The sequence below is a fragment of the Stenotrophomonas sp. WHRI 8082 genome, assembly GCF_040223995.2.
Taxonomy (GTDB): Bacteria; Pseudomonadota; Gammaproteobacteria; order Xanthomonadales; family Xanthomonadaceae; genus Stenotrophomonas.
In genome coordinates this window covers 83,775-110,653 of the sequence record NZ_CP167826.1, presented here as the reverse complement: position 1 = coordinate 110,653, position 26,879 = coordinate 83,775, and the positions used below count along the sequence as shown (strand labels likewise).

At 66.1% G+C, this 26,879-nt stretch carries 20 protein-coding genes; 7 read left to right on the top strand and 13 right to left on the bottom strand.

Annotated elements, in window-relative coordinates:
• Positions 1–39: 39 nt before the first annotated feature.
• Together ABRP17_RS00455 and ABRP17_RS00450 are read right to left on the bottom strand one after the other, a co-directional pair.
• A complete protein-coding gene (locus ABRP17_RS00455) occupies positions 40–1,815 on the bottom strand; it encodes an EAL domain-containing protein (protein ID WP_349984167.1) in 1,776 nt (591 codons plus the stop codon).
• Positions 1,815–3,926, bottom strand: a complete 2,112-nt coding sequence (locus tag ABRP17_RS00450; protein ID WP_349984168.1) for a PAS domain S-box protein — start codon at positions 3,924–3,926, stop codon at positions 1,815–1,817. Before ABRP17_RS00450 ends, ABRP17_RS00455 begins: the two co-directional genes overlap by 1 nt.
• A gap of 160 nt (positions 3,927–4,086) precedes the next feature.
• Between ABRP17_RS00450 and ABRP17_RS00445 the strand changes: the two genes are divergently transcribed.
• A complete protein-coding gene (locus ABRP17_RS00445; RefSeq protein WP_349984169.1) occupies positions 4,087–6,858 on the top strand; it encodes an EAL domain-containing protein in 2,772 nt (923 codons plus the stop codon).
• Between the two features lie 596 nt (positions 6,859–7,454).
• Here ABRP17_RS00445 and ABRP17_RS00440 read toward each other — a convergent pair.
• From ABRP17_RS00440 to ABRP17_RS00415, 6 genes are all read right to left on the bottom strand, one after another.
• On the bottom strand, positions 7,455–7,694 hold the full coding sequence (locus ABRP17_RS00440) for a hypothetical protein (protein WP_188324086.1): 240 nt from the start codon (positions 7,692–7,694) through the stop codon (positions 7,455–7,457).
• 6 nt (positions 7,695–7,700) lie between these two features.
• Positions 7,701–8,891, bottom strand: coding sequence for a methyl-accepting chemotaxis protein (locus ABRP17_RS00435; RefSeq protein ID WP_188324085.1), 1,191 nt, complete (start codon positions 8,889–8,891; stop codon positions 7,701–7,703).
• Positions 8,892–9,176: 285 nt separating this feature from the next.
• Positions 9,177–9,791, bottom strand: coding sequence for a high frequency lysogenization protein HflD (gene hflD / locus ABRP17_RS00430; RefSeq protein ID WP_188324084.1), 615 nt, complete (start codon positions 9,789–9,791; stop codon positions 9,177–9,179).
• Positions 9,788–10,927, bottom strand: a complete 1,140-nt coding sequence (gene mnmA, locus ABRP17_RS00425) for a tRNA 2-thiouridine(34) synthase MnmA (protein ID WP_349984170.1) — start codon at positions 10,925–10,927, stop codon at positions 9,788–9,790. Before mnmA ends, hflD begins: the two co-directional genes overlap by 4 nt.
• A complete protein-coding gene (locus ABRP17_RS00420; RefSeq protein WP_349984171.1) occupies positions 10,924–11,385 on the bottom strand; it encodes an NUDIX hydrolase in 462 nt (153 codons plus the stop codon). The genes mnmA and ABRP17_RS00420 overlap by 4 nt, the downstream gene beginning before the upstream one ends.
• A gap of 1 nt (position 11,386) precedes the next feature.
• Positions 11,387–11,857, bottom strand: coding sequence for a hypothetical protein (locus ABRP17_RS00415; RefSeq protein WP_188324081.1), 471 nt, complete (start codon positions 11,855–11,857; stop codon positions 11,387–11,389).
• A gap of 97 nt (positions 11,858–11,954) precedes the next feature.
• Here ABRP17_RS00415 and clpS point away from each other — a divergent pair, with 97 nt between their 5' ends.
• Both clpS and clpA read left to right on the top strand, forming a co-directional pair.
• A complete protein-coding gene (clpS, locus tag ABRP17_RS00410) occupies positions 11,955–12,281 on the top strand; it encodes an ATP-dependent Clp protease adapter ClpS (RefSeq protein WP_188324080.1) in 327 nt (108 codons plus the stop codon).
• Between the two features lie 327 nt (positions 12,282–12,608).
• Positions 12,609–14,888, top strand: a complete 2,280-nt coding sequence (gene clpA / locus ABRP17_RS00405; RefSeq protein ID WP_188324079.1) for an ATP-dependent Clp protease ATP-binding subunit ClpA — start codon at positions 12,609–12,611, stop codon at positions 14,886–14,888.
• Between the two features lie 63 nt (positions 14,889–14,951).
• On the opposite strand, the gene ABRP17_RS00400 is transcribed toward clpA, so the two are convergent.
• From ABRP17_RS00400 to ABRP17_RS00385, 4 genes are all read right to left on the bottom strand, one after another.
• Positions 14,952–15,860: a hypothetical protein gene (locus ABRP17_RS00400; protein ID WP_349984172.1), complete on the bottom strand. Its 909-nt coding sequence runs from the start codon at positions 15,858–15,860 to the stop codon at positions 14,952–14,954.
• Between the two features lie 131 nt (positions 15,861–15,991).
• A complete protein-coding gene (gene infA / locus ABRP17_RS00395) occupies positions 15,992–16,210 on the bottom strand; it encodes a translation initiation factor IF-1 (protein WP_005409596.1) in 219 nt (72 codons plus the stop codon).
• 144 nt (positions 16,211–16,354) lie between these two features.
• Complete coding sequence (gene aat, locus ABRP17_RS00390) at positions 16,355–17,098, bottom strand: leucyl/phenylalanyl-tRNA--protein transferase (protein WP_349984174.1); 744 nt, start codon at positions 17,096–17,098, stop codon at positions 16,355–16,357.
• A 168-nt stretch (positions 17,099–17,266) separates the two neighbouring features.
• The gene (locus tag ABRP17_RS00385) at positions 17,267–18,400 is read right to left on the bottom strand and encodes a GNAT family N-acetyltransferase (protein WP_349984176.1); all 1,134 of its coding nucleotides are present in this window, start codon (positions 18,398–18,400) and stop codon (positions 17,267–17,269) included.
• A gap of 287 nt (positions 18,401–18,687) precedes the next feature.
• Here ABRP17_RS00385 and ABRP17_RS00380 point away from each other — a divergent pair, with 287 nt between their 5' ends.
• Positions 18,688–19,548 carry a hypothetical protein gene (locus ABRP17_RS00380; protein WP_349984177.1) on the top strand — a complete coding sequence of 287 codons (861 nt, stop codon included), beginning with the start codon at positions 18,688–18,690 and terminating at the stop codon, positions 19,546–19,548.
• A gap of 281 nt (positions 19,549–19,829) precedes the next feature.
• On the top strand, positions 19,830–21,221 hold the full coding sequence (locus tag ABRP17_RS00375; protein WP_349984178.1) for an N-acetylmuramoyl-L-alanine amidase: 1,392 nt from the start codon (positions 19,830–19,832) through the stop codon (positions 21,219–21,221).
• A gap of 53 nt (positions 21,222–21,274) precedes the next feature.
• On the opposite strand, the gene trxB is transcribed toward ABRP17_RS00375, so the two are convergent.
• Positions 21,275–22,246, bottom strand: coding sequence for a thioredoxin-disulfide reductase (trxB, locus tag ABRP17_RS00370; protein WP_188324074.1), 972 nt, complete (start codon positions 22,244–22,246; stop codon positions 21,275–21,277).
• A 254-nt stretch (positions 22,247–22,500) separates the two neighbouring features.
• On the opposite strand from trxB, the gene ABRP17_RS00365 reads away from it, so the two are divergent.
• Both ABRP17_RS00365 and ABRP17_RS00360 read left to right on the top strand, forming a co-directional pair.
• Complete coding sequence (locus ABRP17_RS00365; RefSeq protein ID WP_188324073.1) at positions 22,501–24,858, top strand: DNA translocase FtsK; 2,358 nt, start codon at positions 22,501–22,503, stop codon at positions 24,856–24,858.
• Positions 24,859–24,927: 69 nt separating this feature from the next.
• Positions 24,928–26,871 (top strand): DUF3857 domain-containing protein, encoded by a 1,944-nt coding sequence (locus ABRP17_RS00360; protein ID WP_349984180.1) that lies wholly within the window; start codon positions 24,928–24,930, stop codon positions 26,869–26,871.
• Positions 26,872–26,879 lie beyond the last annotated feature (8 nt).

Genomic DNA, 26,879 nt, shown 5'->3' with positions numbered 1-26,879 from the left:
AAGCAGCCCGCCGCGAGGGGGTCCCACCCGTTCGACCATCTACCGCAGCAGGCGATCTTCCGCTGGGTCCAGCACATCCGCCGCCGGTGCACCGCCGCCGTTGCCGCGCCGCTGCTCTTCGTAGGTGCGGAATGCCTGGTGGATGTGCTTGCGCAGCTCGTCGTCGTTCCAGGGCTTGGTCAGGAAACGGTAGATCGCGCCGCGGTTGATGGCGTCGGTCACCGTGTTGAGATCGGTGTAGCCGGACAGCACCAGGCGGATCGTGTCCGGGTACAGCATCTTCACCCGACCCAGGAACTCGGTCCCGCTCATGTCACTCATGCGCTGGTCGGACAGGATCACCTGCACGTCGTTGATCGCCAGCAGGTCGAATGCATCACGGACATTGCCGGCTGCCAGGATCCGATACCCGTCGCGGCGGAACAACCGCACCAGGGAGCGCAGCACGTTCTCTTCATCGTCCAGCAGCAGCAGCGTGCGGTCCGGGCGGGTCTCGGCGAAGGCTTCCGGACGCAGGTAGCGACGGCGCAGGGTCATGCCGGCCGCATCGGCTGACATGGGCTCACCGAACAGGTACCCCTGGAACACGTCGCAGTCATTGCGGCGCAGGAAACCCAGCTGTGCCTGCGACTCGACGCCGTTGGCGATCACCGTCATGCCCAGTTGGTGGCCCATGGCGATGATGGCGCGGGCGATGGCGGCCTCGCGGTTGCCGGCCGGCGCACTCTTGATGAAGCTGCGGTCGATCTTCAGCTTGTCCACCGGATAGCGCACCAGTGCACTCAGGCTGGAATCGCCGGTGCCGAAATTGTCCAGGCTCAGGCTGATGCCTTCGTTGCGCAGGTTGACCAGCGTTTCGTGGACGAAATTCACGTTGTTGGTCAGCGCGCTTTCGTTGATCTCCAGCGTCAGCATCGGCGCGGGAACGCCGGCGGCCTGCATCAGTCCCATCACCTCGGTGAAGAAATTGGGACGCAACAGCTGCAGGGTGGAGACATTGACGGCGATGGTGAAATCATCGAAGCCCTGGTCGCGCCACAGCTTGGCCTGCTTCAGGGCGCCCTCCAGCACCCAGGTGCCGATCTGCACGATGATGCCCAGCCGCTCGGCCGTGCGCATGAACCGCTCGGGCACCAGCATGCCCAATGTCGGCGACTGCCAGCGCAGCAGCGCCTCCATGCCCACCACATGGCCATCGCGCGAGCTGACCAGCGGCTGGTACCGCAACTTCAACTCGCCATTGGGAATGGCGTCGATGATCTGCCGCGCGATGATGCTCTCGCTGTGCGCGCTCGGCGGCGTATCGAGGGCGTGGATGCGCACGGCATTACCGCCTTCGCGGGCGGCTTGGTACAGCGCATCCTCGGCGTGGTCGAGCAGACGCGATGCGTTGCTTGCGTGCTCCGGACACAGGCTCACGCCGACCTTGCCGGTCATGAACAAGGTGTACGGCAGCACCGACAGCGGAAGCTCGAGCTGCTGGCGCAGCTCCTCGGCCAGATCTTCGGCCAGCGGCACTTCAGGAGTGCGCGGCACCGCCACCAGGAACTCGTCGCTGCCATGCCGCCACAGTTTTCCACGGCCGCGCAGCCACAGCTTCAGGCGCTGGGCCACCAGCACCAGCGCTTGGTCGCCGACTTCGGCGCTCATGTTCTCGTTGACCGATGCGAAGTGGTCGATGTCCACGTGCATCAACAGCAGCGGCACGCCGCCGCCGGCCGCCTCGGTGACCATCGCCTGCAGCTCCGGATTACCGGCACCCAGGCGATCCGGTGCGTCGTCGATGCTGACCTGGGGCAGGGAGTTGTTCCACATTACGGAAGGTGTTCCAAGGCGTGCGTCGAACGGGTGTCGACGCGATAGGGAAGATGCAGTTCGATCAGGGTACCTTCGCCGGGTGCGGATTGAATGCGCAACTGGCCGCCGACGCTCTGCGCCCGCTCGCGCATGACGATCAGCCCGAGCCCGCGCGGGCCGTGGGGATCAAATCCTTCGCCATCGTCGCGGACCTGCAGGTGCAGGCGGCCCTGGCCGATGTCACGCAGGTGCAACATCACCTGGCTGGCGCGCGCATGGCGCAGCGCATTGGTCAGGCTTTCCTGGGCGATGCGGAAGCAGGCCTGCTCGATGGCGTTGTCCGGCCGCTCGGGCAGGGTATCGATGTGCGCCAGCAGTTCGGTCTGCGACGCGCGGAACAACACCCCGGCCTGCCAGCGCAGCGCGGCCTCCAGCCCCAGCGCATCCAGCTGCGGCGGGCGTAGCAGCATGGACAGGTCGCGCAGCTTGCCCACCGTGCTGTCGGCCAGACCGACGATCTGCTGCAGGTCTTCCCGGCGCCGTGCGCCATCTTCTTCGTCCAGTGCAGCCCAAGCCGACAGCTTGATGGCGGTGATGGCCTGGCCGATGTCATCGTGCAGGTCGCGCGATATGGCCCGGCGCTCGTCCTCCTGCAGCGAGAACAGGCGCCCGGCCATCGCGTGCAGCTCACGGTTGCTGTTTTCCAGGGCGATGCGCGTGCGCTCGGTGTCGCTCAGGTCGCGCACGATCAGCAAGCGGCAGTCGCGTCCGCCGTAGCGCACTTCGCCAACCGACAGCCCGGCCTGGAAACCAGACCCGTCCACGCGCTGCATGCTGCTGACGATGGCATGGCCTGCGGTGTCCGCGGGCACCCGGTCCCGCAGCAGAGCGCGTACCGAGGACACCCCCGATTCGGCCACCAGTGCCTGCAGCGGTTCGCCCAGCAGCGTATGGCCGTCATAGCCGAACAGCCGCACCGCAAACGCATTGGCGTACAGCACATGCTCATCGGACAGGATCACCACGCCATCGGGCAGCACCCGCACCAGCTCGCGGAACTGTTCTTCGCGCTCGCGCAGCAGGCGCCGGGACTGCTCGCGTTCGGTCACATCCTGCAGCGTGCCGAGCACCCGGGGGCGGCCCGCATCGTCCAGGCCACTCTCGGCACGCAGGTGGGTCATCAATGGCCGGCCATCCATGCCGAGCAGCGGCAGCAGCACATCGACGTGCACCGGCTCGCCCGAGCTCATCCCCGCCAGCAGCTGTTCGGTCATCGCCGCAGTAACGGCGTCGGCCGGCACCAGCAGTTCATCGAAGCGGTGCCACGTGCGGGCCTGTGGCGGGCGCCGCCCCAGCAGCAGGTAGACCTGCCGCGAAAAGCTGGCCAGCCCGGTGGCCGGATCGAGCTGCCACGCGCCGATGCGCGCCAGCTCGTGTGCTTCTTCGACCCGCGCCAGCGCCTGGTCCCGTCGCGCCAAGGCTTCATCTTCAGCGGTACGGTCGATGACGATCAGCAGGCGGGCAGGGCGCTCGTCGACATCGATGGAATTGCTGCGCAGCTCCATCTGCCGCACCGTGCCGTCCCGCAACTGCAGCGCCGATCGCAGCACGCAGGTCTGCTCGGGGTGCTCGCGCAACTGCTCCAGCTTTGCATCCAGTTGCGCTTCGGCGCCGGGCGGCCACAGGCAGCCGATCGGCTGGCCGAGCAGCTGCTCGCGTTCCCAGCCGAACAGCGTGCAGGCGGAAGGATTGGCGTCCAGGATCCGTGCCGTCTGCAGGTCATAGATGAGCACCGGGCCGGGGTTGCCGACGAAGGCCTGGCGGTGTCGCTTGTCCGATGCGGCCAGCCGGGTGGTGACCTGTAGCAGGTTCGCGCCGAACGGGCGCAGCAGCAGGTAGAGCAGGGTGGCGCTGGCGAAGATGAAGAACAGGCCTTTCGCGGTCTGCAGCCATGCGGCCTGGCGCGGGTCGGCGACGATGGCGTAGACCGCCGCGTCGCTGCTGGCCACCCAGGCGATCGCCAGCAGCAGGTAGACCAGCACCACGCGTCGACGTTCACGTCGCAGGGCATCGCCCAAGCCGCTGGATGGGGTGGCCATGGGGGTGTCGCCGTTGGGTTGCAGGGGCATGGCAGCTCGGGACCTGGGCGCGGGGCACGCGTGGGCGACGACGGACCCCATCTTAACGCGGCCCGGACATCGGTACCGGCCACCGCTGCCTCAATTATCGCGGCAGTCCGCCGCTAACGATTTCGTGCCCGGATATCGGGAGGGTGATCGGAGCAAGTGCGTGGATCAAGGGATCATTGCCAGCCTGTTGCAGCACCCGCTCGCCTCGGCGCTGGTCATCCTGGATCGGCAGGGCCATCCGCTCGCGGCCAATCCGGTGGCGCGCGAACACGGCCTGCCTGCGGCGGTCACCGCCTACCAGCCCATGCTCGAAGACATCCGCTTGCTGGCAGCCGATGGGGGCATCATTCCCTGCAGCCTGCCCGGCGGGCCAGGTGGCCGCCATGACGGCTGGATGCGCGCCGTGCATGACGGCGAGGGGCGCCTGCTCGCCTTTACCCTCAGCATTCCCCGGCCCTCCGGCAGCCAGGCAGGCGATCGCTGGGAGCTTGCGCTGGAGAGTGCCGGACACGGGCTGTGGGACTGGGACGTCGCCAGCGACCGGATGCTGCGCTCGCCTTACGGCGAGGCGTCGGGCGCGGGCGAGCTGCAGGAAGGCGCCAGCGCGCTGATGGACCGTGTCCACCCTGAAGACTGCGCCCATGTCCGCGCCGCCATCCAGCGGCACCTGCGCGGCGAAGATGCGCAATACAGCGCCGAGTTCCGCTTCCGCCAGCCGGGCCGCCCGTGGCGCTGGGTGCTGGACCGGGGCCGGGTGGTCAGCCGGACGGCGGACGGCCAGGCGCTGCGCATGGTGGGCACGCATACCGACATCGAGCCGCAGAAACAGCTGGAAACGGTTCTGCAGGACCAGCAGGTCCACCTGCGGGAAGCGCAGCGCATCGCCAGCATGGGCAGCTGGTCCTGGGATCCGGTCAGCCGGCGGTTCTGGTGGTCGGCGGAGCTGCAGGCGCTGCTGGGTGTCAGTGCCGACCATCCCGCCAGCCTGCGCGGCTGGCTGCGTCGGTTGCAGCCGCGCTCCCGCGGCGCGCTGCGCATGGCATGGCGGCGCCTGTGGCGCGACGGCCATCCGGCCAGCGTGGAGCTCGAGCTGGCGGCCCGTGAGACATCGGCTGCAATGCAGCTGCGGCTGTGGATGCAGCCCTTGCAGGCCGCCGACGGCCTGGTCCAGCGCGTGCTGGGCCAAGTGCAGAACATCAGCGAACAGCACCAGACCGATGCCCTTATCCGCTGGCGCACCGAGCTGCTGAACCGCGTTTCCGCCCTGGGCCGGATCGGCGGTTGCGAGATCGAAGTTGAAACCCGCCAGATGCAGTGGACCGAGGAGTGCTACCGCATCCATGGGCTGCGCAAGGAGCCGATCAGCCTGGAACAGGCGATGGCGCTGTATACCGATGACTCCCGCGCTGCCTTTGCGGCGGTGCTCGACCGCATTGGTGCCGGCGGCCTGCCTGAGCAGCTGGACCTGTGCTTCTATCGCCAGTCCGGGATGCGCGTCTGGGTGCAGGTGCTGGTCGAGATGGACCGGCGTGATGGCTTGCCGGCGCGATTTGTCGTGCTGTTCCGGGACATCACCCGCGAACGCGAAGCCAACGAGCGCATCGAGCTGCTGGCGCACTACGACCTGCTGACCGGCCTGCCGAACAGGATGCTGCTGCGCGAGCAGACCGCCGATGCCATCGAAGAAGCGCGCGATCGCGGCACGCCGCTCGCGATGCTGTTCATCGACCTCGACGGCTTCAAGACGATCAACGACAGCTTCGGCCATGCGACCGGCGATACCCTGCTGAAAGCTGCGGCGAGCCGTCTCCACCAGGGGCTGCGCAACAGTGACCTGTTCGGGCGTTTCAGCGGCGATGAGTTCATTGTCGTACTGCGCGACCTGGCCGAGGCGGAGGATGCCGGGCACGTTGCACGCAAGCTGATTGCCTCGCTGGCCGAGCCGCTGCATCGCGGGCAGGACCTGTTGAAGGTGGGCGCGAGCATTGGCATCGCGATGCTGGAAAGCGGTCGAGACGACTTTGAATCCCTGCTGCGCGCGGCCGATGCGGCCATGCATGCGGCAAAGGAAGCGGGACGCAATACTTACCAGTACTACAGCCAGGACGCACTGGCACGCATCCAGCGCCGCCTGGACATCGAGCACGCCTTGCACGGTGCCATCGAGCGCGAAGAGTTCAGCCTGGTCTACCAGCCGCTGATGCATGCCGATGCCGAGCAGCCGCCCGCTATCGAGGCGTTGCTGCGCTGGCACCGGCCGGGCCTGGGCTACTGCAGCCCGGCCGAGTTCATTCCCATCGCCGAAAAGTGCGGTGAGATCGTCCGGATAGGTGATTGGGTGCTCAACGAGGCCTGTCGGCAGGCCTCGGCCTGGGACCGCGCCGGGCTGGTCTTTGATCGCATCGCGGTCAATGTGTCGGCGGTCCAGCTGCGCGAGCGCGGCTTCGCTGAGCGGGTCATCGAGGTCTGCCACGCGCAGGGCCTGTCACCCACACGGCTTGAGCTGGAGCTGACCGAGTCCGCCTTGATCCGTGACACGGAGATCCTGCGCCACTGCTTCGATGTCTTCGAGCGCCACAGTGTGCCGCTGGCGGTCGATGACTTCGGTACCGGTTTTTCCAACCTGCATTACCTCAACCGGTTCCCGGTGGGGCGGCTGAAGATCGACCGCAGCTTCGTGCAGGGAATGCTGGCCGATGCCGGCACGGCCGAGGTCACCCAGGCCATCGTCCATCTCGGCCACGCGCTGGGGATGAAAGTGGTGGCCGAAGGGGTGGAAACCGCGCAGGAAGACGCCATGCTGCGTCGCCAAGGCTGCGACGAGATACAGGGTTACCTGTACTCGCGCCCGTTGGTGCCGCGCGAGCTGGCGCAATGGTTGCGGCAGCCGCGTGATGCCGCCCATCGAGGCGTGGCGGCGGTTGTCGTCTGATCATCTGGTAGCGCCGAGCCACGCTCGGCGGAAAGCCAGGGCGCCGCGCGGTGCGCTCGCCGAGCGTGGCTCGGCGCTACAGATCCGCAGCGGCCTCGTCGACATCCCCGCGTAGGCGAGGGCGCCCTGATGCCGTTGTAGCGCCGAGCCACGCTCGGCGGAAAGCCAGGGCGCCGCGCGGTGCGCTCGCCGAGCGTGGCTCGGCGCTACAGATCCGCAGCGGCCTCGTCGACATCCCCGCGAAGGCGAGGGCGCCCTGATGCCGTTGTAGCGCCGAGCCACGCTCGGCGGAAAGCCAGGGCGCCGCGCGGTGCGCTCGCCGAGCGTGGCTCGGCGCTACAGATCCGCAGCGGCCTCGTCGACATCCCCGCGAAGGCGAGGGCGCCCTGATGCCGTTGTAGCGCCGAGCCACGCTCGGCGGAAAGCCAGGGCGCCGCGCGGTGCGCTCGCCGAGCACGGCTCGGCGCTACAGCTCCGCAGCGGCCTCGTCGACATCCCCGCGAAGGCGAGGGCGCCCTGATGCCGTTGTAGCGCCGAGCCACGCTCGGCGGAAAGCCAAGGCGCCGCGCGGTGCGCTCGCCGAGCACGGCTCGGCGCTACAGATCCGCAGCGTCCAGCCCCAGATCCCACGCTACGCTCGCATGCTCCGGGCAGGGCGGTGGCGCTGCCGGCTGGGCTGCGGCGCGCAGGGCCAGCAGGGCAAGCTCGGCCCGTGCCAGCTGCTCCAGCTGTTGCAGCTGCTCGCGTGCCGACGTGCGTGCCGCAGGGGGAGGCGGGCATGCAAAGGCCCCGGCAGTGCCGGGGCCTTCTTCACGCGCTTCTGCGACAGCCTGCATGCCGGGTCAGAACAGTTCGACGGTTCCAGCACCCATGCTCTGCTGGGTGACCGGCTTGTGCGGCGGTCGCTCCCACTCGTTGCGCATGTCACGCAGCCGGTTGCCGGTGCGCTGCAGCGCGGTCGCCACTTCCTCGTCCGCCGCGCCACCGTGACGGTGCAGCAGTTCCTGCAGCGCCAGTGCTTCGCGGTTGATCGCGGTCAGTCGGTCCAGGTGGACGTGCACGCCGCCCAGGGCCTGGGTCGCGATGTCTTCGAACTGCAGGGCACGCACCGCTTCCGCGACGCTGCCGTCGATGGCGCGCGCACAGTCGGACACTTCGCGCATGCCGTCGCCCAGCGAGGCATTGATCTGCGCCACGTTGTCGACCATGGACGCGGCTTCGATGCGTGCATCACGGGAGCGGTCCATGTCGCGCGAGGCCATGTGGGACACGGTTTCGCGGACCTTGGCGATGGCATCCTTCGAGCTGTGCGCCAGCTTGCGGATCTGCTCGTTGAAGGTGGTGGAGCGCTCGGACAGGTTGCGGACCTCGTCGGCTACCACGGCAAAGCCACGTCCGGCTTCGCCCGCACGGGCCGCTTCGATGGCTGCATTCAAGGCGAGCAGGTTGGTCTGGTCGGCGATGGACTTGACGTCTTCCAGCAGCGCGAAGATGCCATCCAGGTGCTGCGCCATCTGATCGATGTGCTGCACGGTGGTGCTGCTCTGGCCGCTGACCTGTTCCAGCGCCTCCACCAGTTGTTCCATCTGGTGGCTGGCGTGCTGTGCAAAGCGCGCCACGTCCAGCCCGGCCGAACCGTCTTCACCGGTGCGGTCGACGATGCGGGCGAGGGCCTGGTTCTGCTGGCGCGACTTGCGATTCATCGCTTCGAAGCTGCCGCCCAGGCCGGATACCGCCTGGCGGATCAAGTCGCGGGCACGCTCGACTTCGCTGCGCGAGCCTTCGATTTCGTTGCCGACGAAGCTGCGCAGTTCAGTCAGCAGCTGGTCCTGCTCACGCAGGACGCGATCCTGCTCCGGCGAGCGGTGCAGCGTGCTGCGGCTGCTCCACCAGGCAAACCCGAGCCAGCTGAGGGTCATCGTGGAAAGGATCGCCCAGCGCAGGGCCGCAGGCCACTCCAGTGCGAAGGCGAGGGGGAGCAGCAGGGTCAGCGCCAGCGGAGCAGCCAGGCGAATGATGGTGCGAGAGGACATGGACGTTCCCGGGAGAGTCACGAATGCAGTATCGGCCGTACCCCGGTTCTCTTTAACGCCGATGTGCACCGTCGTATGCCTTTTTTCGCACCAGCTGATCACGGCCGTGGTGGCACAGGCATCGCGGTAGAGCCGGCTTCAGCCGGCTGGGTGCAGAGATGGGTAGAGCCGGCTTCAGCCGGCTGGGTGAGGGGCAGCCGACTGAAGTCGGCTCTACCGGTCGGCTCTACCAGGGTGAGGCAGCCGACTGAAGTCGGCTCTACCTGTGGGCTCTACCCGTCGGCGTCAGCGGAGGGCGCGATCCACTGCTTCGAGCATCGCCTTGCGGGCGAACAGGAAATCCCAGTAGCTGCCGCCCAGCTGGCGCCACAGTACCGCCGAGCGCACGGCGGCCAGCAGCAGTGCGCGGATCTCCGCCACCACGCCGGCCTGGCCGAGGTAATGCGGATTGCCCTGCACCATCACCCGGGGCTTCAGGTGGCTGATGGTGTCTGCATAGACGCCGCCCAGCGTGGCCAGCACGTCCGGGTGACCGCTGTCGCCCAGTTCACGGCCTTGGCGGCTGGCGCGCTCGATGCCGGCGGTCACCTTGTCGATAGTGTCCGACTCGCTGACGAAGCGGCGCTCCAGCTGCAGTACGGCCAGTGCCAGCTTGGGCAGGATCGGGTCCTGGCCCTGGTTGCGGAAATAGTTGTGCAGCAGGCGCAGGCCGGGCTTGAGTGCCTCGCGGTCACCGTAAACGTCCTGCGGCGAGCCCGCATCGATGCGGAACACGCTGTCCATGGCCGTGCGCACGGCGGCGGCATCGGAATGGCCGGTATCGGCGATGCGGCGGACCTGCTGCAGGGCCTGGGCGATGCCAGCCAGGGCGAGGACGCGGTCGTCGACAGTAAAACTCATTCAGCAATTACCTTGAAAGGAGAAGAAGTAGGGCGCAGGCGCTGTTCCAGCGGTGCGTCGGTGGCTGCGATCACAGCGCCACCCAGGCAGACCTCGCCGTCGTACAGCACCAGCGACTGGCCGGGCGTCACCGCACGCTGGGGTCGCGGGAACGTGACCAGCAGGGTGCCATCATCGCGCACGTTGACGGTGCAGTCTTCATCGGGCTGCCGGTAGCGCGTCTGCGCGGTGCAGGTGAAGCGGCGCGTCGGCGGTGCGCCGGCTATCCAGTGTGCCGTCTCGCTGACCAGCGCGGTGGACATCAGCCACGGGCTTTCCCGGTCCTGGTCGACATACAGGGTATTGGTGTCTACATCCTTGCCCACCACGTACCACGGTGCCGCAGGTCGGCCGCGTACGCCGCCGATGTTCAGGCCTTCGCGCTGGCCCAGGGTGAAATAGAAGACGCCGGGATGCTCGGCGATCTCCACGCCGTCGGGGTCGACGATGCGGCCCGTGCGCGCCGGCAGGTACTGGCCAAGGAAGTCGCGGAAGTCGCGCTCCCCGATGAAGCAGATGCCGGTGGAATCTTTCTTCGCGTGGGTGGGCAGCCCGGCATCGCGCGCCATGCGGCGCAGATCGCTCTTGTTGAGGTCGCCGATCGGGAACACCGTGGCCGACAGTTGCGCCTGTCCCAGCTGATGCAGGAAGTAACTCTGGTCCTTGGACCGGTCCGCCCCGCGCAGCAGGTGCCATTGGCTGCCCTGCTGGGCGATGCGCGCGTAATGGCCGGTGGCGATGCGCTCGGCGCCCAGTTCCCGCGCGGCATCCAGGAAGTGCTTGAACTTGACCTCGCGGTTGCACAGCACGTCGGGATTGGGGGTGCGCCCGGCTGCGTACTCGGCCAGGAAGTGTGCGAACACTTCCTTCCAATAGGCGGCAGAGAAGTCGCGGAAGTGAAACGGGATGCCCAACAGGCCGCAGACCGCCACCGCATCGCGGCGGTCGTCTTCGGCGCGGCATTCGCCGCTGCCATCCTCGGCCCAGTTCTGCATGAACAGCCCGGCCACCGGTTCGCCCTGCTGGACCAGACGCCAGGCCGCGACCGATGAATCGACGCCGCCGGAGACGCCCACCATGACCCTCGGCGTGCTCAAGCGCCCAACTCCTTCACCGACTGCAACGGGTAGCACTGGCCGCACAGATAGTCAGCCAGCACCTGCCAGACCAGCGGGCTGCGCCAGCGGGCCTGCTCGCCCTGCAGCTCCGCCGGGCTGAGCCACAGCGCTCGCTCGATCCCCTCGTCCAGCGGCTCATCCGCGTGGTGCTGCAGGGGCCGTGCGGCATAGCAGAAGCGCAGGAAGGCGGTGCCGTCGGGTGCTGTCCACTGGTAGCAGCCGACGAACCCGGTCAGCTCGACATCCCAGCCGGTTTCTTCGCGTGTTTCGCGCAGGGCGGCGCTGGCCAGCGACTCCTCGGGTTCGAGGTGGCCAGCGGGCTGGTTCAGGACCAGGCGTCCTTCGATGCGTTCCTCCACCAGCAGCACGCGGCCCTGGTCGACGACGACCGTGGCCACGGTGACCCGGGGTGCCCAGCGCTGCGCGATACCGTTCACTTCAGAGTTCGTCCTGCTGGGTCAGTTCCAGTTCAATGGCATCGGCGGTGCGGCTGGCCGCGTCGATGGCATCACTGAGTGCCTCGGCCGAGGCGGCGGCATCGAGCTTCACCACGAACATCGCCACCTTCTGCTGCTTCACCCAGCCGCCCATTTTGGCGTCCTGGGAATCTTCCAGCAGTCGGTTCGCCACCGCCGCCGGGAACGCGTCGGTGCTGGAGTGATAGCCCGGCGACCACACTTCCCGCACCTGCTGGCTGCCGAACTCCTCCACCGTCGAACGGACATAGACCAGCTGGGTGCGATCACCTTCCACGTCGAAGACCATACGGTAATCGCCGTCGTCGTCGATCTCATAGGTGTAACCCAGCTTCTCCAGATGGCGGGCCACCGCCTTGTCGGCTTCCTGGGCAGTGGCCGGGGCACACGTGAACAGGGCCAGCAGGGCAGTGAGGGGAAGTGTCCGTTTCATGGGAATCCTGTGAAGGGGGTGCGGCGGAATGCGGCAGATTGTGAAGCCGACTGTGTTTGTCGTCCAATCCGCCGGGGTCAGCCACTATAATAAGCGGATGCCTCGCGAGACTTCCCACGAATCCCATTCCGACCACGGCGTGCTGCTTGAACCAGCGCGGCCGGAGGTCGTGCCGCCGCCGTTCTACCAGGTGATGCTGTTGAACGATGACTACACCCCGATGGATTTCGTGGTGGACGTCCTGCAGCAGTTCTTCAGCCTGGACCTGGACCGGGCCACGCAGGTGATGCTCCATGTGCACACCCGTGGCCGCGGCATCTGCGGTGTATTTACCCGCGAAGTGGCTGAAACCAAGGTCGCCCAGGTCAACGAGTACGCACGGATGAACCAGCATCCGCTGCTGTGCACGATGGAAAAGGCCTGACGCCCAGCGGGTCATCGGCCGCCTCCGCAGCGCCCCGGATGGGTTGCTGCGTTCCATTGGCAGCGCCGCAGCCGGCCTCCCCGGTCCAGACCGGCCCCTTGCGTCCATCGCTCGTTTCCGCCTGTCCGGGCCGCGCCGGGCCTGTTCCTGCGCGCGTTTGCGCATGACGGGGCGCACGCAGGGCGGGTTCGTTGTAGCGTATGGTCAAGTCGTGCTGACGGAGCGCATGCGCCCACGCTAACGCCGTATGAACGTGGGGTTCCGCTAGGGTGATGGAAAACGTGTGGTCAGGCCGCATATTGTCTTCAACTGCCGCCGGAGTAGAGCATGTTCAGCAAAGACCTCGAACACACCATTGGCCAGTGCTACAAGCGAGCACGGGAAGCGCGGCATGAATTCATGACCGTCGAGCACCTGCTTCTGGCGCTGCTCGACAATCCATCCGCCCAGGCCGTATTGAAGGCCTGCGGTGCGGATGCGGAGCGCTTGCGCCAGGAGCTGGAGCAGGCCATCGAGGCCTCGGTCTCGCGCCTGGCCGAAGACGATGGACGCGACACCCAGCCCACGCTGGGCTTCCAGCGGGTGCTGCAGCGCGCCGTCTACCATGTGCAGTCCTCGGGCAAGAAGGAAGTGACTGGCGCCAATGTGCTGGTCGCCATCTTCGGCGAAAAGGATTCGCACGCGGTCTACTACCTCAACCAGCAGGATGTGACCCGTCTGGACGTGGTGAACTACCTGTCCCACGGCATCGCCAAGCTGGGCGAAGACGGTGAGTCGTCCTCGCCGGCCGATCCCGAGGGTCGGCCCGAGGCGGGCGAAGGGGAGGGCAAGGGCGATGCGCTTGCCGAGTTCGCCAGCAACCTCAACGAGCAGGCCCGCAACGGCCGCATCGATCCGCTGGTCGGCCGTGCCGATGAAATCGAGCGCACGATCCAGGTGCTGTGCCGTCGACGCAAGAACAACCCGCTCTATGTGGGTGAGGCCGGCGTGGGCAAGACCGCGATCGCTGAAGGCCTGGCGCGCCGGATCGTGGAAGGCTCGGTGCCGGAGGTGCTGGCCGATGCGGTCATCTACTCCTTGGACCTCGGCGCGCTGGTGGCGGGCACCAAGTACCGCGGCGACTTCGAAAAGCGCCTCAAGGGCGTGCTCAGTGCCCTGAAGAAGGTGCCCAATGCTGTCCTGTTCATCGACGAGATCCACACCATCATCGGTGCCGGTTCGGCGTCCGGTGGCACGATGGATGCCTCCAACCTGATCAAGCCGGCGCTGTCGTCGGGCGAGCTGCGCTGCATCGGCTCCACCACGTTCCAGGAATACCGCGGCATCTTCGAGAAGGATCGTGCGCTGGCGCGACGCTTCCAGAAGATCGACATCGTCGAGCCTACCGTGGGCGAGACCTACGAGATCCTGCAGGGCTTGAAGCCGAAGTACGAAGCGCATCACGGCGTGACCTACGCTGACGATGCGCTGCAGGCCGCGGTCGACCTCTCGGTGAAGCACATCGGTGACCGTCTGCTACCGGACAAGGCGATCGACGTGATCGACGAGGCCGGAGCCCGCCAGCGCCTGTTGCCGGAAGGGCAGCGCAAGGAGCTGATCGACATCGAGGAAATCGAAGCGATCGTGGCCAAGATGGCGCGCATTCCGGCCAAGCAGGTCAGCGCCACGGACAAGGACGTGTTGAGGCACCTGGAGCGCAACCTGAAGATGGTGATCTTCGGCCAGGACCCGGCCATCGAGACCCTGTCGTCGGCGATCAAGCTGGCGCGCTCCGGCCTGGCCAATCCCGAAAAGCCGATCGGCAACTTCCTGTTCGCCGGTCCGACCGGTGTCGGCAAGACCGAGGTGACCAAGCAGTTGGCGCTGCAGCTGGGCATCGAGCTGGTTCGTTTCGACATGTCCGAGTACATGGAAGGTCATTCGATCAGTCGCCTGATCGGTGCGCCTCCGGGCTATGTCGGCTTCGACCAGGGCGGCCTGCTGACCGAGAAGATCGTCAAGACGCCACACTGCGTGCTGCTGCTCGACGAAATCGAAAAGGCGCATCCGGACATCTTCAACATCCTGCTGCAGGTCATGGACCGGGGCGTGTTGACCGATACGAACGGGCGCGAAGCGAACTTCAAGAACGTGGTGCTGGTGATGACCACCAACGCCGGCGCCACCCAGGCGTCGCGACGCTCGATCGGCTTCACCAAGCAGGACCATGCCACCGATGCGATGGAGGCCATCCGCCGCAGCTTCACGCCGGAGTTCCGCAACCGGATTGATGCAGTGGTGCAGTTCCAGGCGCTGGGCTTCGAGCACATCCTGCGTGTGGTAGACAAGTTCCTGATCGAGCTGGAGATGCTGCTGCAGGAAAAGCACGTCAGCCTGTCGGCCACACCGACCGCGCGCGACTGGCTCGCCCAGCATGGCTTCGATCCGTTGATGGGTGCGCGTCCGATGGCGCGCGTCATCCAGGACAAGGTGAAGCGTCCACTGGCCGACGAGCTGCTGTTCGGCAAGCTGGTCAACGGGGGCAGGGTCACCATCGATGTGCGCGACAACGAGCTGGTGGTGGAGGCGTTTGCCGAGCCGGAGCGGTTGTTGCCTGCTACGGTGTGACGGGTGCGATGACGGTGAATCACGGCGCAGGAGTGGCTTGGCTACTCCTGCGCCGTTTCTGTTTCAGATTCCGATCAAGGACACAATCCGATCAGTGACGCGCTGGTGGAAGCGAGTGCCTACCCTTCGTGCATCGGGGGATAGCTTCGACACATCATGCTTGACGTGGAAATACTGTGTCTCGTTGGCAACCATCGTCGTCTGGAAGTAGACGGCATCCACGGCCCGGCTCAGTTCCCGCACCGTCGGGCCGCCGATGTTGTCCGTCGCGCAGGGCATCGTGTCCACTGCATTATCTACGTCCGAGCTGATGAAGAGGTAGCGGTCTACCTGGTCCCACAGGTCGCACGCATCGATCACACGCTTTGCAGCATCGTCGATGCGGTCGGCCATTGCATCTGTGTCCAGCAGAATGCTTCCGGCATGGTCGATGATGTCTTGGTTGCTGTCGTCCCCCGGAATGCTGGCGTCCACGCGCATGCCGCGCTGTGCGAGCGCCACGTAGGGCCATCCCGGGGTGCCCGGGGCGGGCGGCTTTCCGCCTATGCTGGGGAACCGTTCCGGATTAAAGGGGCGATCGAGGGCCAGCGCGTATGCCACGTCGCCCAGGCAGGCGGGGGCGACCAGTGCGCGATCGATCCCTTTCCGCTGCCGCGCGTCGATGCAGGCGGCCACCTGGTCGCCGATATACCGGCCGTCGGTGCGCTTCACCGCTGGGGTTGTGCGCGCCATGGGGGCGGCGCTGACTGCATTGCCCACTGCCAGCAGGCCCATCAGGGCCGCCGCCGGATTCCGCAGCAGTGCGCGACGCAGGGTATCTGCGGTCGTCGCCGCCGACACCACGCCATCCAGCAGGCCATTGCCGATCCATCGCAGGGTGGCCGCCCACCCCGGCTTTGCGGGTTCAGGCGTGGGCGTGTTGCCCGGCGTTGGCAGCGTGCGGGCTGCGTCCACAGTGGCGATGGAGGGCATACAGGCGGGATCCTTCGAACGGGAAGGTCACTGTGCCTCCGCACCAGCATCCACGGCTTGCATATTCCACGCACGCCAAAAGGCCAGCTCGGTGGCTGGCCTTTCTTGTCGACGCAGATGCGCCGGACCGCTTACTTCATGCGGTAGGTGATACGGCCCTTGGTCAGGTCGTACGGAGTCATTTCAACCTTGACCCGGTCACCAGTCAGAATGCGGATGTAGTTCTTGCGCATGCGGCCGGAGATATGGGCAATGATTTCATGACCATTTTCCAGGCGGACACGGAACGTCGTGTTCGGCAGCGTCTCGCTGACGGTGCCTTCGAACTCGATGGAGTCGTCTTTCGACATGTAATCCTGTGCGGTTCAGAGAGCGGCCACGGGGGCCTAAGCCGCAGCATTTTACGCACATGTCGGCGGTTTTGCAAAGATTGCGTTAACCGACAGCAGCGTGGGTATCGAGACCGGTGCTGACGCGGGAACCACCGCCGTCGCTCAGTCGTGGCCGAGCATATCGGAGACAGCCACTGAGCCCATGGTGTGGGCCCAGCTTTCGTGCTGCCCGGGCCGCTGCACGGCCTCACGCACATGGGCGAGGAACCGGTCACGTGGCCAGTGTTCGGCGCCCATGCGCAGCAGGTGGGGATTCTCCACCTGTGCATCAAGGACGGCCACGCCTTGACGGCGCAGCAGCGTCGCCAGCGCCGACAACGCCACCTTCGAGCCGCCACTGAGGGCGCTGAACATGCTTTCGCCGAAGAACATCTGGCCAATGCCGATCCCGTAGATTCCGCCAGCGAGCGTGTCGCCTTGCCACACCTCCACCGAATGCGCGAAACCGAGCCGGTGCAGGTCGACGTACGCCTTCACCATCGGCTCGCTGATCCAAGTGCCCTCCTGGCCGGGGCGGGGCGCTTGGGCACAGGCCCGCATCACCTGTTCGAAGGCGGTGTCGGCGGTGACGATCCACTCCAGATGCCGCAGTTGGCGGACAAACCGGCGCGACAGATGGACCCGATCCGTCTGGAAGACCATGCGCGGATCGGGCGACCACCACAGCAGCGGCTCGTCGCCGCTGAACCACGGAAAGATGCCGCCGGCATAGGCATTGAGCAGGCGGACCGGCTGCAGGTCTCCGCCGATGGCCAGCAGCCCAGCAGGCTGTTGGAGCGCCGTCTCGGCAGGGGGAAACGGGCTGTCGGCTGGATCGGCCAGACGCCAAGGGAGCTGGCGACTCATTGGATCCCGCGCACCCTGGCATCTGTCGACCGGCCTTGCTCAACCATCGTGCACATGGGGTCGACGCACCTTTCTCTGCAACCAGCGGTCAGGATAGCCGTCGACCTGTTGACCGTCGAGCGCGCGGACCGCCTGAGCCGGCTGCTGCAACCGGGCCGCGGCCACTGCTCAATCCGCCGGCTCTTCGTGACGGAACGGCGCATGCTGCGCGAGATCGCGGTGGTAGCGGCTGACCTCGGCACGCTCCTGTGCGCACCACGGCCGCAGCGCATCGGCAAAATCGGCATCGGCCATCCAGTGACGGCTGCGCACCACGGTGGGCAGGAAGCCGCGCGCCAACTTGTGTTCGCCCTGCGCGCCGGGCTCGAAGCGGGTGAGGCCCTCCCGCAGGCAGTACTCGATGCCCTGGTAATAGCAGGCCTCGAAATGCAGGCCGGGCAGGGTGGCCCCGCCCCAGTAACGGCCATACAAGGTGTCGCGGCCGCGCAGGCAGAGCGCCCCGGCAATGGGCTCGCCCTCCTGCTCGGCCAGGAACATCACCAGCCCACGCCCCAGCGTGCTGGCCAAGTGACGCAGGAACGGCTCGGTCAGTGCAGGGGCATTGCCGTATTCCAGGAAGGTCTGCAGGTAGAAGCGATACATCGCCTGCAGGTCGGCGCGGCTGGCCTCATCGCCGTGCACCACGCGGAAGCAGATGCCCTGGCGGGCGACCTTGTTGCGCTCTTGGCGGATGTTTTTGCGATGCTTGTGGTTCATCGCGGCGAGGAACTGCTCGAAATCCTGCCAACCGCTGCTGTTCTGCCACTGGAACTGGATGTCTTCGCGCAGCAGCCACGCCGTGCCGAAGGCGGCCTCTTCGTCGGCGCGGTGGAAGTTGATGTGCGCCGAAGACACGCCGAGCACGGGCAGTGCTTCGACCAGTGCGGTCAGCAGGGTCGCGCGCGCGGCCGGGTCTGCGGCAAGCAGCCGAGGACCGGTCACCGGCGAGTAGGGCACTGCGCCCAGCCACTTCGGGTAGTAGTCGCGACCATGGCGCGCATACGCGTTCGCCCAGGCATGGTCGAACACGAACTCGCCGTGCGAGTTCTCTTTCAGGTAGCCCGGGATGGCGCCGACCAGTGTTTCGCCTTCCCACAGCGTGAGGTGCTGCGGCCGCCAGCCCCAGTCCTCGCGCAGGCAGCCGTGCTGCTCCATGCCGGACAGAAAGGCATGGCTGACGAAGGGGTTGCTGCCGTCGTGCAGGGCATTCCACTGCGTGGCGGGGAGCGTCTGGAGGTCTTCGAGGAAACGGATCTGCGGCATGCGCACAGGATAGAGCACGGGACTGGGCGTGGGATGCCTTGGCAGCGGTGGGTCAGGTGATGTGGCTGCCCGTTGATGCGTTTCTCTGCTCGCTTCCTACCGGTCACTCGGATTTCTGAAGTTTCGCGATCACGTGGCAAGCCAGAGACTGCAGATGCCACGGGTCCGCCGGGCAGAGGGGTGACGCGATGAAAAGACATGTTGAGGTTTTTGGGACGCTGCTGTGCGCTCCGTTGATGACGGGGGCGTCGATGGCGCCGCAGCCCCCACCTGACAGTGCCCACTCCATGGCCCGCAGCAGTCGGATGTCAGGGTTGGCGGTGGACATTGATGCGCTGCTGACCGAGGCAGCGCGGAACGGCGTGGCCAGCTTTCGCAGCGAGGAGCGCTCATTCGCCGACGTGCTGATCAACGTCCATCACGACGCAGCGGGTCGGCAAGTGGTCATTGACGTCTTGCGAGGCTACAGGCCGGATCACCCTGGCGCTGAGATGGAGGATTTTGAGCAGTGGGTAGGCAATAGCGTGCGGGTGCTTACGGAAAAATTCAGCCCCGCTCCGCAAATCGTGTTCCTATACGGGGGCAAGTCGTTCGAGGCGCTGTTTCCGCTCCAAGCGCGGAGAATGGACGCTGTCAGACACCACAGCCTGCGGCGTGGCGGGCCAGGGGCTGCGATACCGGCGGGCTCCGGCGGCGACGCCGGGCGCGGGAAGTCACCCCACGCCCCCGCGACTGATAGTGAGTTGGACGCTTTGCTGACGAGGGAAGCGTTGCGGGTCCTGCGACGACTTCAGCCACTCGAGGGGCAGCGTATCGGCGGTCCTGTGCGTGCCTCAATGGACGTTGATACGGGGGCCATCACCGTGTATTTCCCCCGCGATTTTCTTCCGGCGGACCCAGAGGGAGGATTTGAAGATCAGCTGGATAATTTCCGCCACGCAGCGCTCCCTTCGTTGACGCTACAGGCATGCAGTATCGCTATGGGGGAAGGCACCTCGACGCTTATTTTCCGAGACTCCAGCGGGAAGACGAAGCTGCCAGACTGGGCAGTCGCCGCCAGCGAGTCGTGTGGCAACTTGCTGACCCTCGCCCTGAAGCGAAAATGCGGGCGCAACGAGCGGCCTCCTTACCGGAGAAGTAACCCTTGATCGTCTGCGGGTGGCGATTGGAATGACGCTATCGATTTGGCAAATAGCGAGTGCCTGCGCACGTTACGAGTCGGCGGGTGCGCGCAAATTGACTTCAGAGCGCCGGCCGCGATGGCCGGCAGGAAGAGGGGATGGGGATGTGCATCAGGAAGAACAAGTGTGCGTTGGGGCTCTTGCTTGGGCTGGCCGCTGCGGCTGGGAGTTCACCCAGTGGGGCGGTCAACCCCCGGGCGCGGGATGCGGCGCTGGATGCAGTCCTGCAAAGAGAGGCCCAGCAGTACATGGACACCTTCCGCAGGAGGCGAGGGAGCTCAACCGACGTCACGATCCGGAGCTGGGCGGATCTGGAGGACAGCCTGATATACATGGACCTAGGGGCCGGAGCTCTTCCAGAGCAGGATGATGGCTCCAATGAACAGCTCGAGCAGGAGCTTGGGAGCCTGTTGCTCCATTACGCCTATCTCGCAGGCATGCCGCCGCACACGCAGATACGCGCGATGTATCAGGGACAGCCTTACAACTTTTACTTCCCTTACGTCCCGGGGAGCTGGGGTCCGGACGCGGCGCGCGCGACCCGTCAGGCAGGAGGCCTCGCCGTTGTCTCCTCAAGCCATGGGCAGTATCTGCACCATCCCGGGCAGGAGTGGCGTTACCAGCGCCCACTCCTGAATGACGTGCGGGAAGATCTGCTCACCCCCGCTTTTGGAGACGCGCTGCAGGAGTTGATCGAGCAACGGAGCGAGATGACGGTGACTCGGGTTCGAAGCCGTGATCTGGCCGAGCATGAGGCATCTGGTGAACCGTGGTGGAAAATAGCCGCGCGCTACCACTTGAAGGCCTTGTACCCGGAGCAGACAGCTATATGGAACAGTCTTCCCGGAAGCACCGCAAACGACCGGGAAATGCTGGAAGACATCAGAGCCCGCCCCTTGTTTGCGAATTTCATTCAGGCCGATGGGCTCATAAGTGTTCACACGAACGGTAGTGACAACCCGGCAGTTCGGGGAGTAGAGGCCTATTACCACAGAGACAAGCCAGAGGATCGCCCGCTTGCAGACAGCATTCTTTGCTACATGAAGGAGCTCGTCAGGTCGCAAGCTGGCTATGAAGAGTTTCCATTCAGGGGAGACGCGCGGCCCGGAGGGCATGGTGAAAACAGGATTGGCGTGATGCCATCGGTGATTGTGGAGGTCGCCTACCACTCAAGTCCCGAGGACGCCCTTGCCCTGCAGGACCCGGCGTTTCGCGACGCTGCGATGAAAGGTGTCGAAAAAGGATTCCGGTTGTTTCGCCAAGGCGCGGCATGCCAGCCTTTCGAGGCCGAGAACATCGAAGATGTCGATTTGGAGGATGGCGGGAGTGCCACGACGCTGGCGCCGTTCAAGGGTTATCCGCAGTTCCCGATCAGCTTGCGGGTGCGTGCCTTACGCTGCCCCGCTGGCTGGCGATGCACCGGGGGGACCCGTCAGATCGATGAACCTACGGAGGAGCCCATTCCCATCACGGCAAGCTGCCGTAACCAGACGGGCAGGGACGGCCAGATCACGTGGGAGATCGCACTCACCGACAGTGATGGAGTGGCAGCGGGAGAACGCACGTTCAATGCCATGTGCCGAGCACGACCCAGTCCGGCTTCAGCGCACCATCAAATGCCAAGCGCCTCGGCAGGATGACGGGTAGGCAGCCGGTGGAGTCGACTTGCGGTCGACTCCATCGGCGGCGTGCCTCAGCTCGCTTTACCCTGCGCGTCGAGATAACGCTCGGCATCCAGCGCGGCCATGCAGCCGAAGCCGGCCGAGGTAATGGCCTGGCGGTAATGCTGGTCGGCCACGTCGCCGGCGGCGAACACGCCTTCGACCGAGGTCTGCGTCGCGTTGCCGCCCAGTCCCGAGCGGATCTCCAGGTAGCCGTGGTTCATCGCCAGCTGGCCATCGAACAGGGTGGTGTTCGGGTGGTGGCCGATGGCGACGAAGAAGCCGTGGGCCTCGATGTCGCGGGTGCTGCCGTCCTGCACGGACTTCACCCGGACGCCGGTGACCCCGGCGTCGTTGCCCAGCACTTCGTCGATCTGGTGGTGCCAGACGGTCTCGATCTTGCCTGCAGCCACCTTGGCAAACAGCTTGTCCTGCATGATCTTTTCAGCCTTGAGCGTGTCGCGGCGGTGGACCAGGTAGACCTTGCGGGCGATGTTGGACAGGTACAGCGCCTCTTCAACCGCCGTATTGCCGCCGCCGACCACCACCACGTCCTGGTCGCGGTAGAAGAAGCCGTCACAGGTGGCGCAGGCCGATACACCGCGGCCCTTGAAGGTCTCTTCGGACGGGATGCCGAGGTACTTCGCCGTTGCGCCGGTGGCGATGATCAGCGCATCACACGTGTATTCGGCACTGTCACCGATCAGCTTGAACGGGCGCTGCGACAGGTCGGCGGTATGGATATGGTCGAAGATGACCTCGGTCTCGAAGCGCTCGGCGTGTGCCTGCATGCGGGTCATCAGGTCCGGGCCCATCAGGCCGTGGGCGTCGCCCGGCCAGTTGTCCACCTCGGTGGTCGTCATCAACTGGCCGCCCTGCTGCAGGCCGGTGATCACCACCGGCTTCAGGTTGGCGCGCGCGGCATAGACTGCGGCGGTCCAGCCGGCCGGGCCGGAACCGAGGATGACAAGCTTCTGATGGCGGGAAGGCAGCGTGGTGCTCATGTAGACTCGCGAAAAGGTAAGGGGATCAAGGCGCGGCGGCGGTTTGCGCGCGCTGGGGGCAGGTCATAGAGTGATGGCAGGGGCAGGGGGATTCAACCCGCTGGCTGGAACGCGGCGATGCGCCTGATGTCCTCCGCCTTGCAGGCGGCCCATCCCGACCCTGGCCACGCGTCCGTCAGCCGAGGGTGACGGAAAATCGACGCGCTTCGTTTATTATCAACCACTAACAGCGTATTCCAAAGGTAGTGTCCAAGGTGGCGAAGCAGGTCCCCGAACGCAGCCGATCGGCCGAAGGCAAGCCCCGTCGCCGCGATCCGTCTCCGTCTGAAAGCAATCCCACCCGTCAGCGCCTGTGGCGCGACCTGGGGCTGATCGCCGTGGCGCCGGCGTTGCTGTATCTGGTTGCCAGTCTGTTCACCTACTCGGCAACTGATCCGGGCTGGTCGCATACGGGCAGCATCGTGGCGCCGGTGCACAACATGGGCGGCCGCGCCGGGGCGTGGATCGCCGATGTGCTGCTGCAGCTGTTCGGCTACATGGCGTTCCTGCTGCCGTTGCTGCTCGGCGCGCTGGCCTGGTTCGCGATGTTCGGTCTCAAGCGCGAGGCCAAGGGCGAGAACGACCTGGATCCCGCCCTGCGGCTGGTCGGCCTGGTCGGGTTCCTGATCGCCGGCACCGGATTCCTGCACATGCGTCTGTTCAGTGCGGAAGTAGCCTCGGCCGGCGGCATCCTCGGCAAGCTGGTCGCCAGCTCGCTCAGCGTGGGCTTTGGGGCATTGGGCGCCAACCTGTTCGTGCTGGTGCTGCTGCTGGCCTCGATCACCCTGGCGACCGGGCTGTCCTGGCTGTCGGTGATGGAGAAGATCGGCAAGGGCGTGATGTCGCTGGCACCGCTGCTGGAAAAGAAGAAAGAGCAGGCCACCGAGTGGAAGCAGACCCGCGATCTGCGTGAGGAGCGCCAGGAAGTGCGCAAGGTCGACGCCGAGGTGCGCGCCAAGCGCGAGCCGGTGAAGATCGAGCCGCGTCCGGAGCCGGTGATCGAGAAGAGCGATCGCGCCAAGCGCGACAACCAGATTCCTATGTTCCAGGGGGTCAATGGCGACGGTTCGGATCTTCCGCCGCTGGCGCTGCTGGATGATCCCAAGCCGCAGCCGAAGGGCTACGACGAAGAGACGCTGGAGACGCTGTCGCGGCAGATCGAGTTCAAGCTCAAGGATTTCCGCATCGATGCGGTGGTGGTGGGGGCCTATCCGGGCCCGGTGATCACCCGTTTCGAGATTGAACCGGCGCCGGGCATCAAGGTCAGCCAGATCAGTACGCTGGACAAGGACATTGCCCGCGGCCTGTCGGTGAAGTCGGTGCGCGTGGTCGATGTGATTCCGGGCAAGTCGGTGATCGGCCTGGAAATCCCGAATGTCACCCGCGAAATGATCTTCCTGTCCGAACTGCTGCGTTCGAAGGAATACGACAAATCGCCCAGTCCGCTGACCCTGGCGCTGGGCAAGGACATCGCCGGTCGCCCGACGGTGGCCGACCTGGCGCGCATGCCGCATCTGCTGGTCGCCGGTACCACCGGTTCGGGCAAGTCGGTGGCGGTCAACGCCATGGTGCTCAGCCTGCTGTTCAAGGCCAGTCCGAAAGACCTGCGCATGCTGATGATCGATCCGAAGATGCTGGAGCTGAGCGTCTACCAGGGCATTCCGCATCTGTTGGCGCCGGTGGTCACCGACATGAAGGAGGCCGCCAACGGCCTGCGCTGGTGCGTGGCCGAGATGGAGCGCCGCTACAAGCTGATGAGCGCGGTGGGCGTGCGCAACCTGGCCGGCTTCAACAAGAAGGTCAAGGACGCACAGGACGCCGGACAGCCGTTGATGGATCCGTTGTTCAAGCCGAACCCGGAGCTGGGGGAGGCGCCGCGACCGCTGGAGACGCTGCCGTTCGTGGTCATCTTCATCGACGAATTCGCCGACATGATGATGATCGTCGGCAAGAAGGTCGAAGAACTGATCGCCCGGCTGGCACAGAAAGCGCGTGCCGCCGGCATCCACCTGATCCTGGCAACCCAGCGCCCGTCGGTGGATGTCATCACCGGTCTGATCAAGGCCAACATCCCGACCCGCATCGCCTTCCAGGTCAGCTCGAAGATCGACTCGCGCACCATCCTCGACCAGTCCGGCGCGGAAACGCTGCTCGGGCACGGCGACATGCTGTACCTGCCGCCGGGTACCGCCCTGCCGGACCGCGTGCACGGTGCGTTCGTGTCCGACGAAGAAGTGCACCGCGTGGTGGAGCACCTGAAGGCGATGGGCCCGGCCGACTACATCGACGGGGTGCTGGACGAAGTGCAGACGATGGGCGATGGCGTGGTCGTCGGCGCCGGCGGCCTGCCGGAAACCGCATCGTCCGGCGATGAGTCCGATCCGCTGTACGACGAGGCGTTGCGCGTGGTGACCGAGACGCGCCGCGCCTCGATTTCCGGTGTGCAGCGTCGCCTGAAAATCGGCTACAACCGCGCCGCGCGCCTGATCGAGGCGATGGAAGCGGCCGGCGTGGTCAGTTCGCCCGAGCACAACGGCGACCGCACCGTGCTGGCGCCGCCGCCGCCGAAATGATCCCGGCGGGGTGACGACCAAGGTCGGTCACCCCGTCCCTCTTTCATCCTTCTGTAGACGGGTAATTCGATGGCACTGCTCCGCAACGGACTGCTGGCAACCTTGCTGCTGCCTGCCTGCTGCGCCTTCGCGGCAGACGCGCCGGTCGTGCCAGCGCCCGCTTCGCGCGCGGCTGATGCACCGGGTGCCGCGCCGGCCGAGGCCAGCAACAATTTCAGCTTCGCCCGCTACCGCGCCGATTACGTGGTGAGCGCCGACGCCAGCAACACGCAGACCGAGCACTACGACATCCTGCTGAAGACGCGCAGCGCGGTCGATCAGTTCAGCCAGGTGCGGCTGAGCTACAGCGAAAAGATGGAAAGCCTGGAGGTGCTGGAGGCTTACACCTTGACCGCGGACGGACAGCGGCGCGATGTGCCGGCCGACCGCATCTATACCCAGGAAAGCTACTCCAGTGCGTCGGCCGCGATGTATGCCGACCGCAAGGTGCGGGTGATCGTGTTCCCCAACCTGGCACCCGGCTCACGCGTGGTCTATGCCACCCGCCGCACGCAGCAGAAGCCGTATTTCCCCGGTTACTTCGGGCTGTGGGAGACCTTCAGCGTGTTCAACCAGTACGACGACGCGCGGGTCACCCTGAGCGCTCCGGCCGGCCTGGCGATGAAGGTGCGCAGCGACGGGGTGCGGGGCAGCGACCGGCCGACGGTGCGCGCCGGGCTCGCGCGCTGGGAGTGGAGCTACGCGCGCAGCGACTCACTGCCGGCACAGAACTGGACGGCATCGCCATGGGAGTTCAGTCCCACCATCATGGCCAGCACATACGCGGACTGGCCGCAGATGGCGCGGGCTTACCAGCTGAAAGCGGGCAGTGCAGCGACGGTGACCCCGGCCCTGCAGGCGCTGGCCGACGAGCTGACGACCGGCATCGATGACCGCCGCGCGCAGGTGGATGCGCTGTACCGCTGGGTGGCACAGAACATCCGTTATGTTGCCGTCTACCTCGGCAACGGGGGCCTGGAGCCCAACAGTGCGCAGAGCGTGCTGGACAACCACTACGGTGACTGCAAGGACCACGTGGTGATCCTGGAAGCGCTGTTGGCTGCGAAGGGCATCGACAGCACGGCCGTGCTGATCGGCGCGTCCGGCGGCCCGACCCTGCCGGCGGTGCCCACCTTGGGGCGTTTCAATCACGCCATCACCTATGTGCCCTCGCTCGATCTCTATCTCGATTCCACCAGTGCGTGGGCCCGCTCCGGGCAACTGCCCAATGGCGACCTCGGTGCGCCCGTGCTGTTGACCCGCCCGGCCACGCTTGCGCGTACGCCGGCCAACGACGACGTGCGCAACGGCATGGCGTTCGAGGCGGATTTCGTGTTCGACCGAGCTGGAAACCTGCGTGGCCAGACCCGGCTGCAACCCGGCGACAGTGCGGAAATCGGCATGCGTGCGTCGTTCGTGCGCTTGAACGCACAGAACCGCGCGCGCGCCGAAGCCACGATGATGGCCGCCTCTGGCTTCGACGGGCAGGGCCGTCTGCAGTTGCAGGGTGACCCACAGGACCTGCAGCAGCGATTCAACTACGTCTTCGATTTCAGCGCCAGCGACTACGTGGATTTCAACCTGGTCGGCGGCATGACCTTGCCCGACCCGCCGGGGGCCGAATCCTTCCGTGACGCCTACACCGCGACGTCGGCGCCGGACAACGCCACGCCGTTCCAGTGCGACGCCAGCCTGCGCGAAGAGACCTACCGCGTGCGGCTGCCGGACGGCGTGCCCCTCATCGCACTGCCTGCCGCGCAGGACTTCAGCAACGCCGCCGGACGCTATTCGGTGCAGTGGCAGCGCGATGGCCAGCAGGTGGTGGCCCGCCACCGGCTGCAGCAGCATGCCGTCCGTGGCGACGAGGCGCTGTGCCAGCCCGCAGACTACGCCGCGTTCCGCGAGCTGTTCCAGCAGGTACGTCGCGGCTTCCGCGGGCAGATCGTCTACGGTCGGGTGCCGGCCGCAGGCTGACCACGACA

What these genes read in the sequence shown, in the direction of transcription:
- hflD (WP_188324084.1), bottom strand. Translation starts at nt 9,791, where the DNA reads ATGAGTTTTACTGTCGACGACCGCGTCCTCGCCCTGGCTGGCATCGCC.
- ABRP17_RS00360 (WP_349984180.1), top strand. Translation starts at nt 24,928, where the DNA reads ATGGCACTGCTCCGCAACGGACTGCTGGCAACCTTGCTGCTGCCTGCC.
- ABRP17_RS00385 (WP_349984176.1), bottom strand. Translation starts at nt 18,400, where the DNA reads ATGCCGCAGATCCGTTTCCTCGAAGACCTCCAGACGCTCCCCGCCACG.
- clpA (WP_188324079.1), top strand. Translation starts at nt 12,609, where the DNA reads ATGTTCAGCAAAGACCTCGAACACACCATTGGCCAGTGCTACAAGCGA.
- ABRP17_RS00400 (WP_349984172.1), bottom strand. Translation starts at nt 15,860, where the DNA reads ATGCCCTCCATCGCCACTGTGGACGCAGCCCGCACGCTGCCAACGCCG.
- ABRP17_RS00450 (WP_349984168.1), bottom strand. Translation starts at nt 3,926, where the DNA reads ATGCCCCTGCAACCCAACGGCGACACCCCCATGGCCACCCCATCCAGC.
- aat (WP_349984174.1), bottom strand. Translation starts at nt 17,098, where the DNA reads ATGAGTCGCCAGCTCCCTTGGCGTCTGGCCGATCCAGCCGACAGCCCG.
- trxB (WP_188324074.1), bottom strand. Translation starts at nt 22,246, where the DNA reads ATGAGCACCACGCTGCCTTCCCGCCATCAGAAGCTTGTCATCCTCGGT.
- ABRP17_RS00380 (WP_349984177.1), top strand. Translation starts at nt 18,688, where the DNA reads ATGGCCCGCAGCAGTCGGATGTCAGGGTTGGCGGTGGACATTGATGCG.
- clpS (WP_188324080.1), top strand. Translation starts at nt 11,955, where the DNA reads ATGCCTCGCGAGACTTCCCACGAATCCCATTCCGACCACGGCGTGCTG.
- ABRP17_RS00455 (WP_349984167.1), bottom strand. Translation starts at nt 1,815, where the DNA reads ATGTGGAACAACTCCCTGCCCCAGGTCAGCATCGACGACGCACCGGAT.
- ABRP17_RS00440 (WP_188324086.1), bottom strand. Translation starts at nt 7,694, where the DNA reads ATGCAGGCTGTCGCAGAAGCGCGTGAAGAAGGCCCCGGCACTGCCGGG.
- ABRP17_RS00415 (WP_188324081.1), bottom strand. Translation starts at nt 11,857, where the DNA reads ATGAAACGGACACTTCCCCTCACTGCCCTGCTGGCCCTGTTCACGTGT.
- ABRP17_RS00435 (WP_188324085.1), bottom strand. Translation starts at nt 8,891, where the DNA reads ATGTCCTCTCGCACCATCATTCGCCTGGCTGCTCCGCTGGCGCTGACC.
- ABRP17_RS00375 (WP_349984178.1), top strand. Translation starts at nt 19,830, where the DNA reads ATGGACACCTTCCGCAGGAGGCGAGGGAGCTCAACCGACGTCACGATC.
- infA (WP_005409596.1), bottom strand. Translation starts at nt 16,210, where the DNA reads ATGTCGAAAGACGACTCCATCGAGTTCGAAGGCACCGTCAGCGAGACG.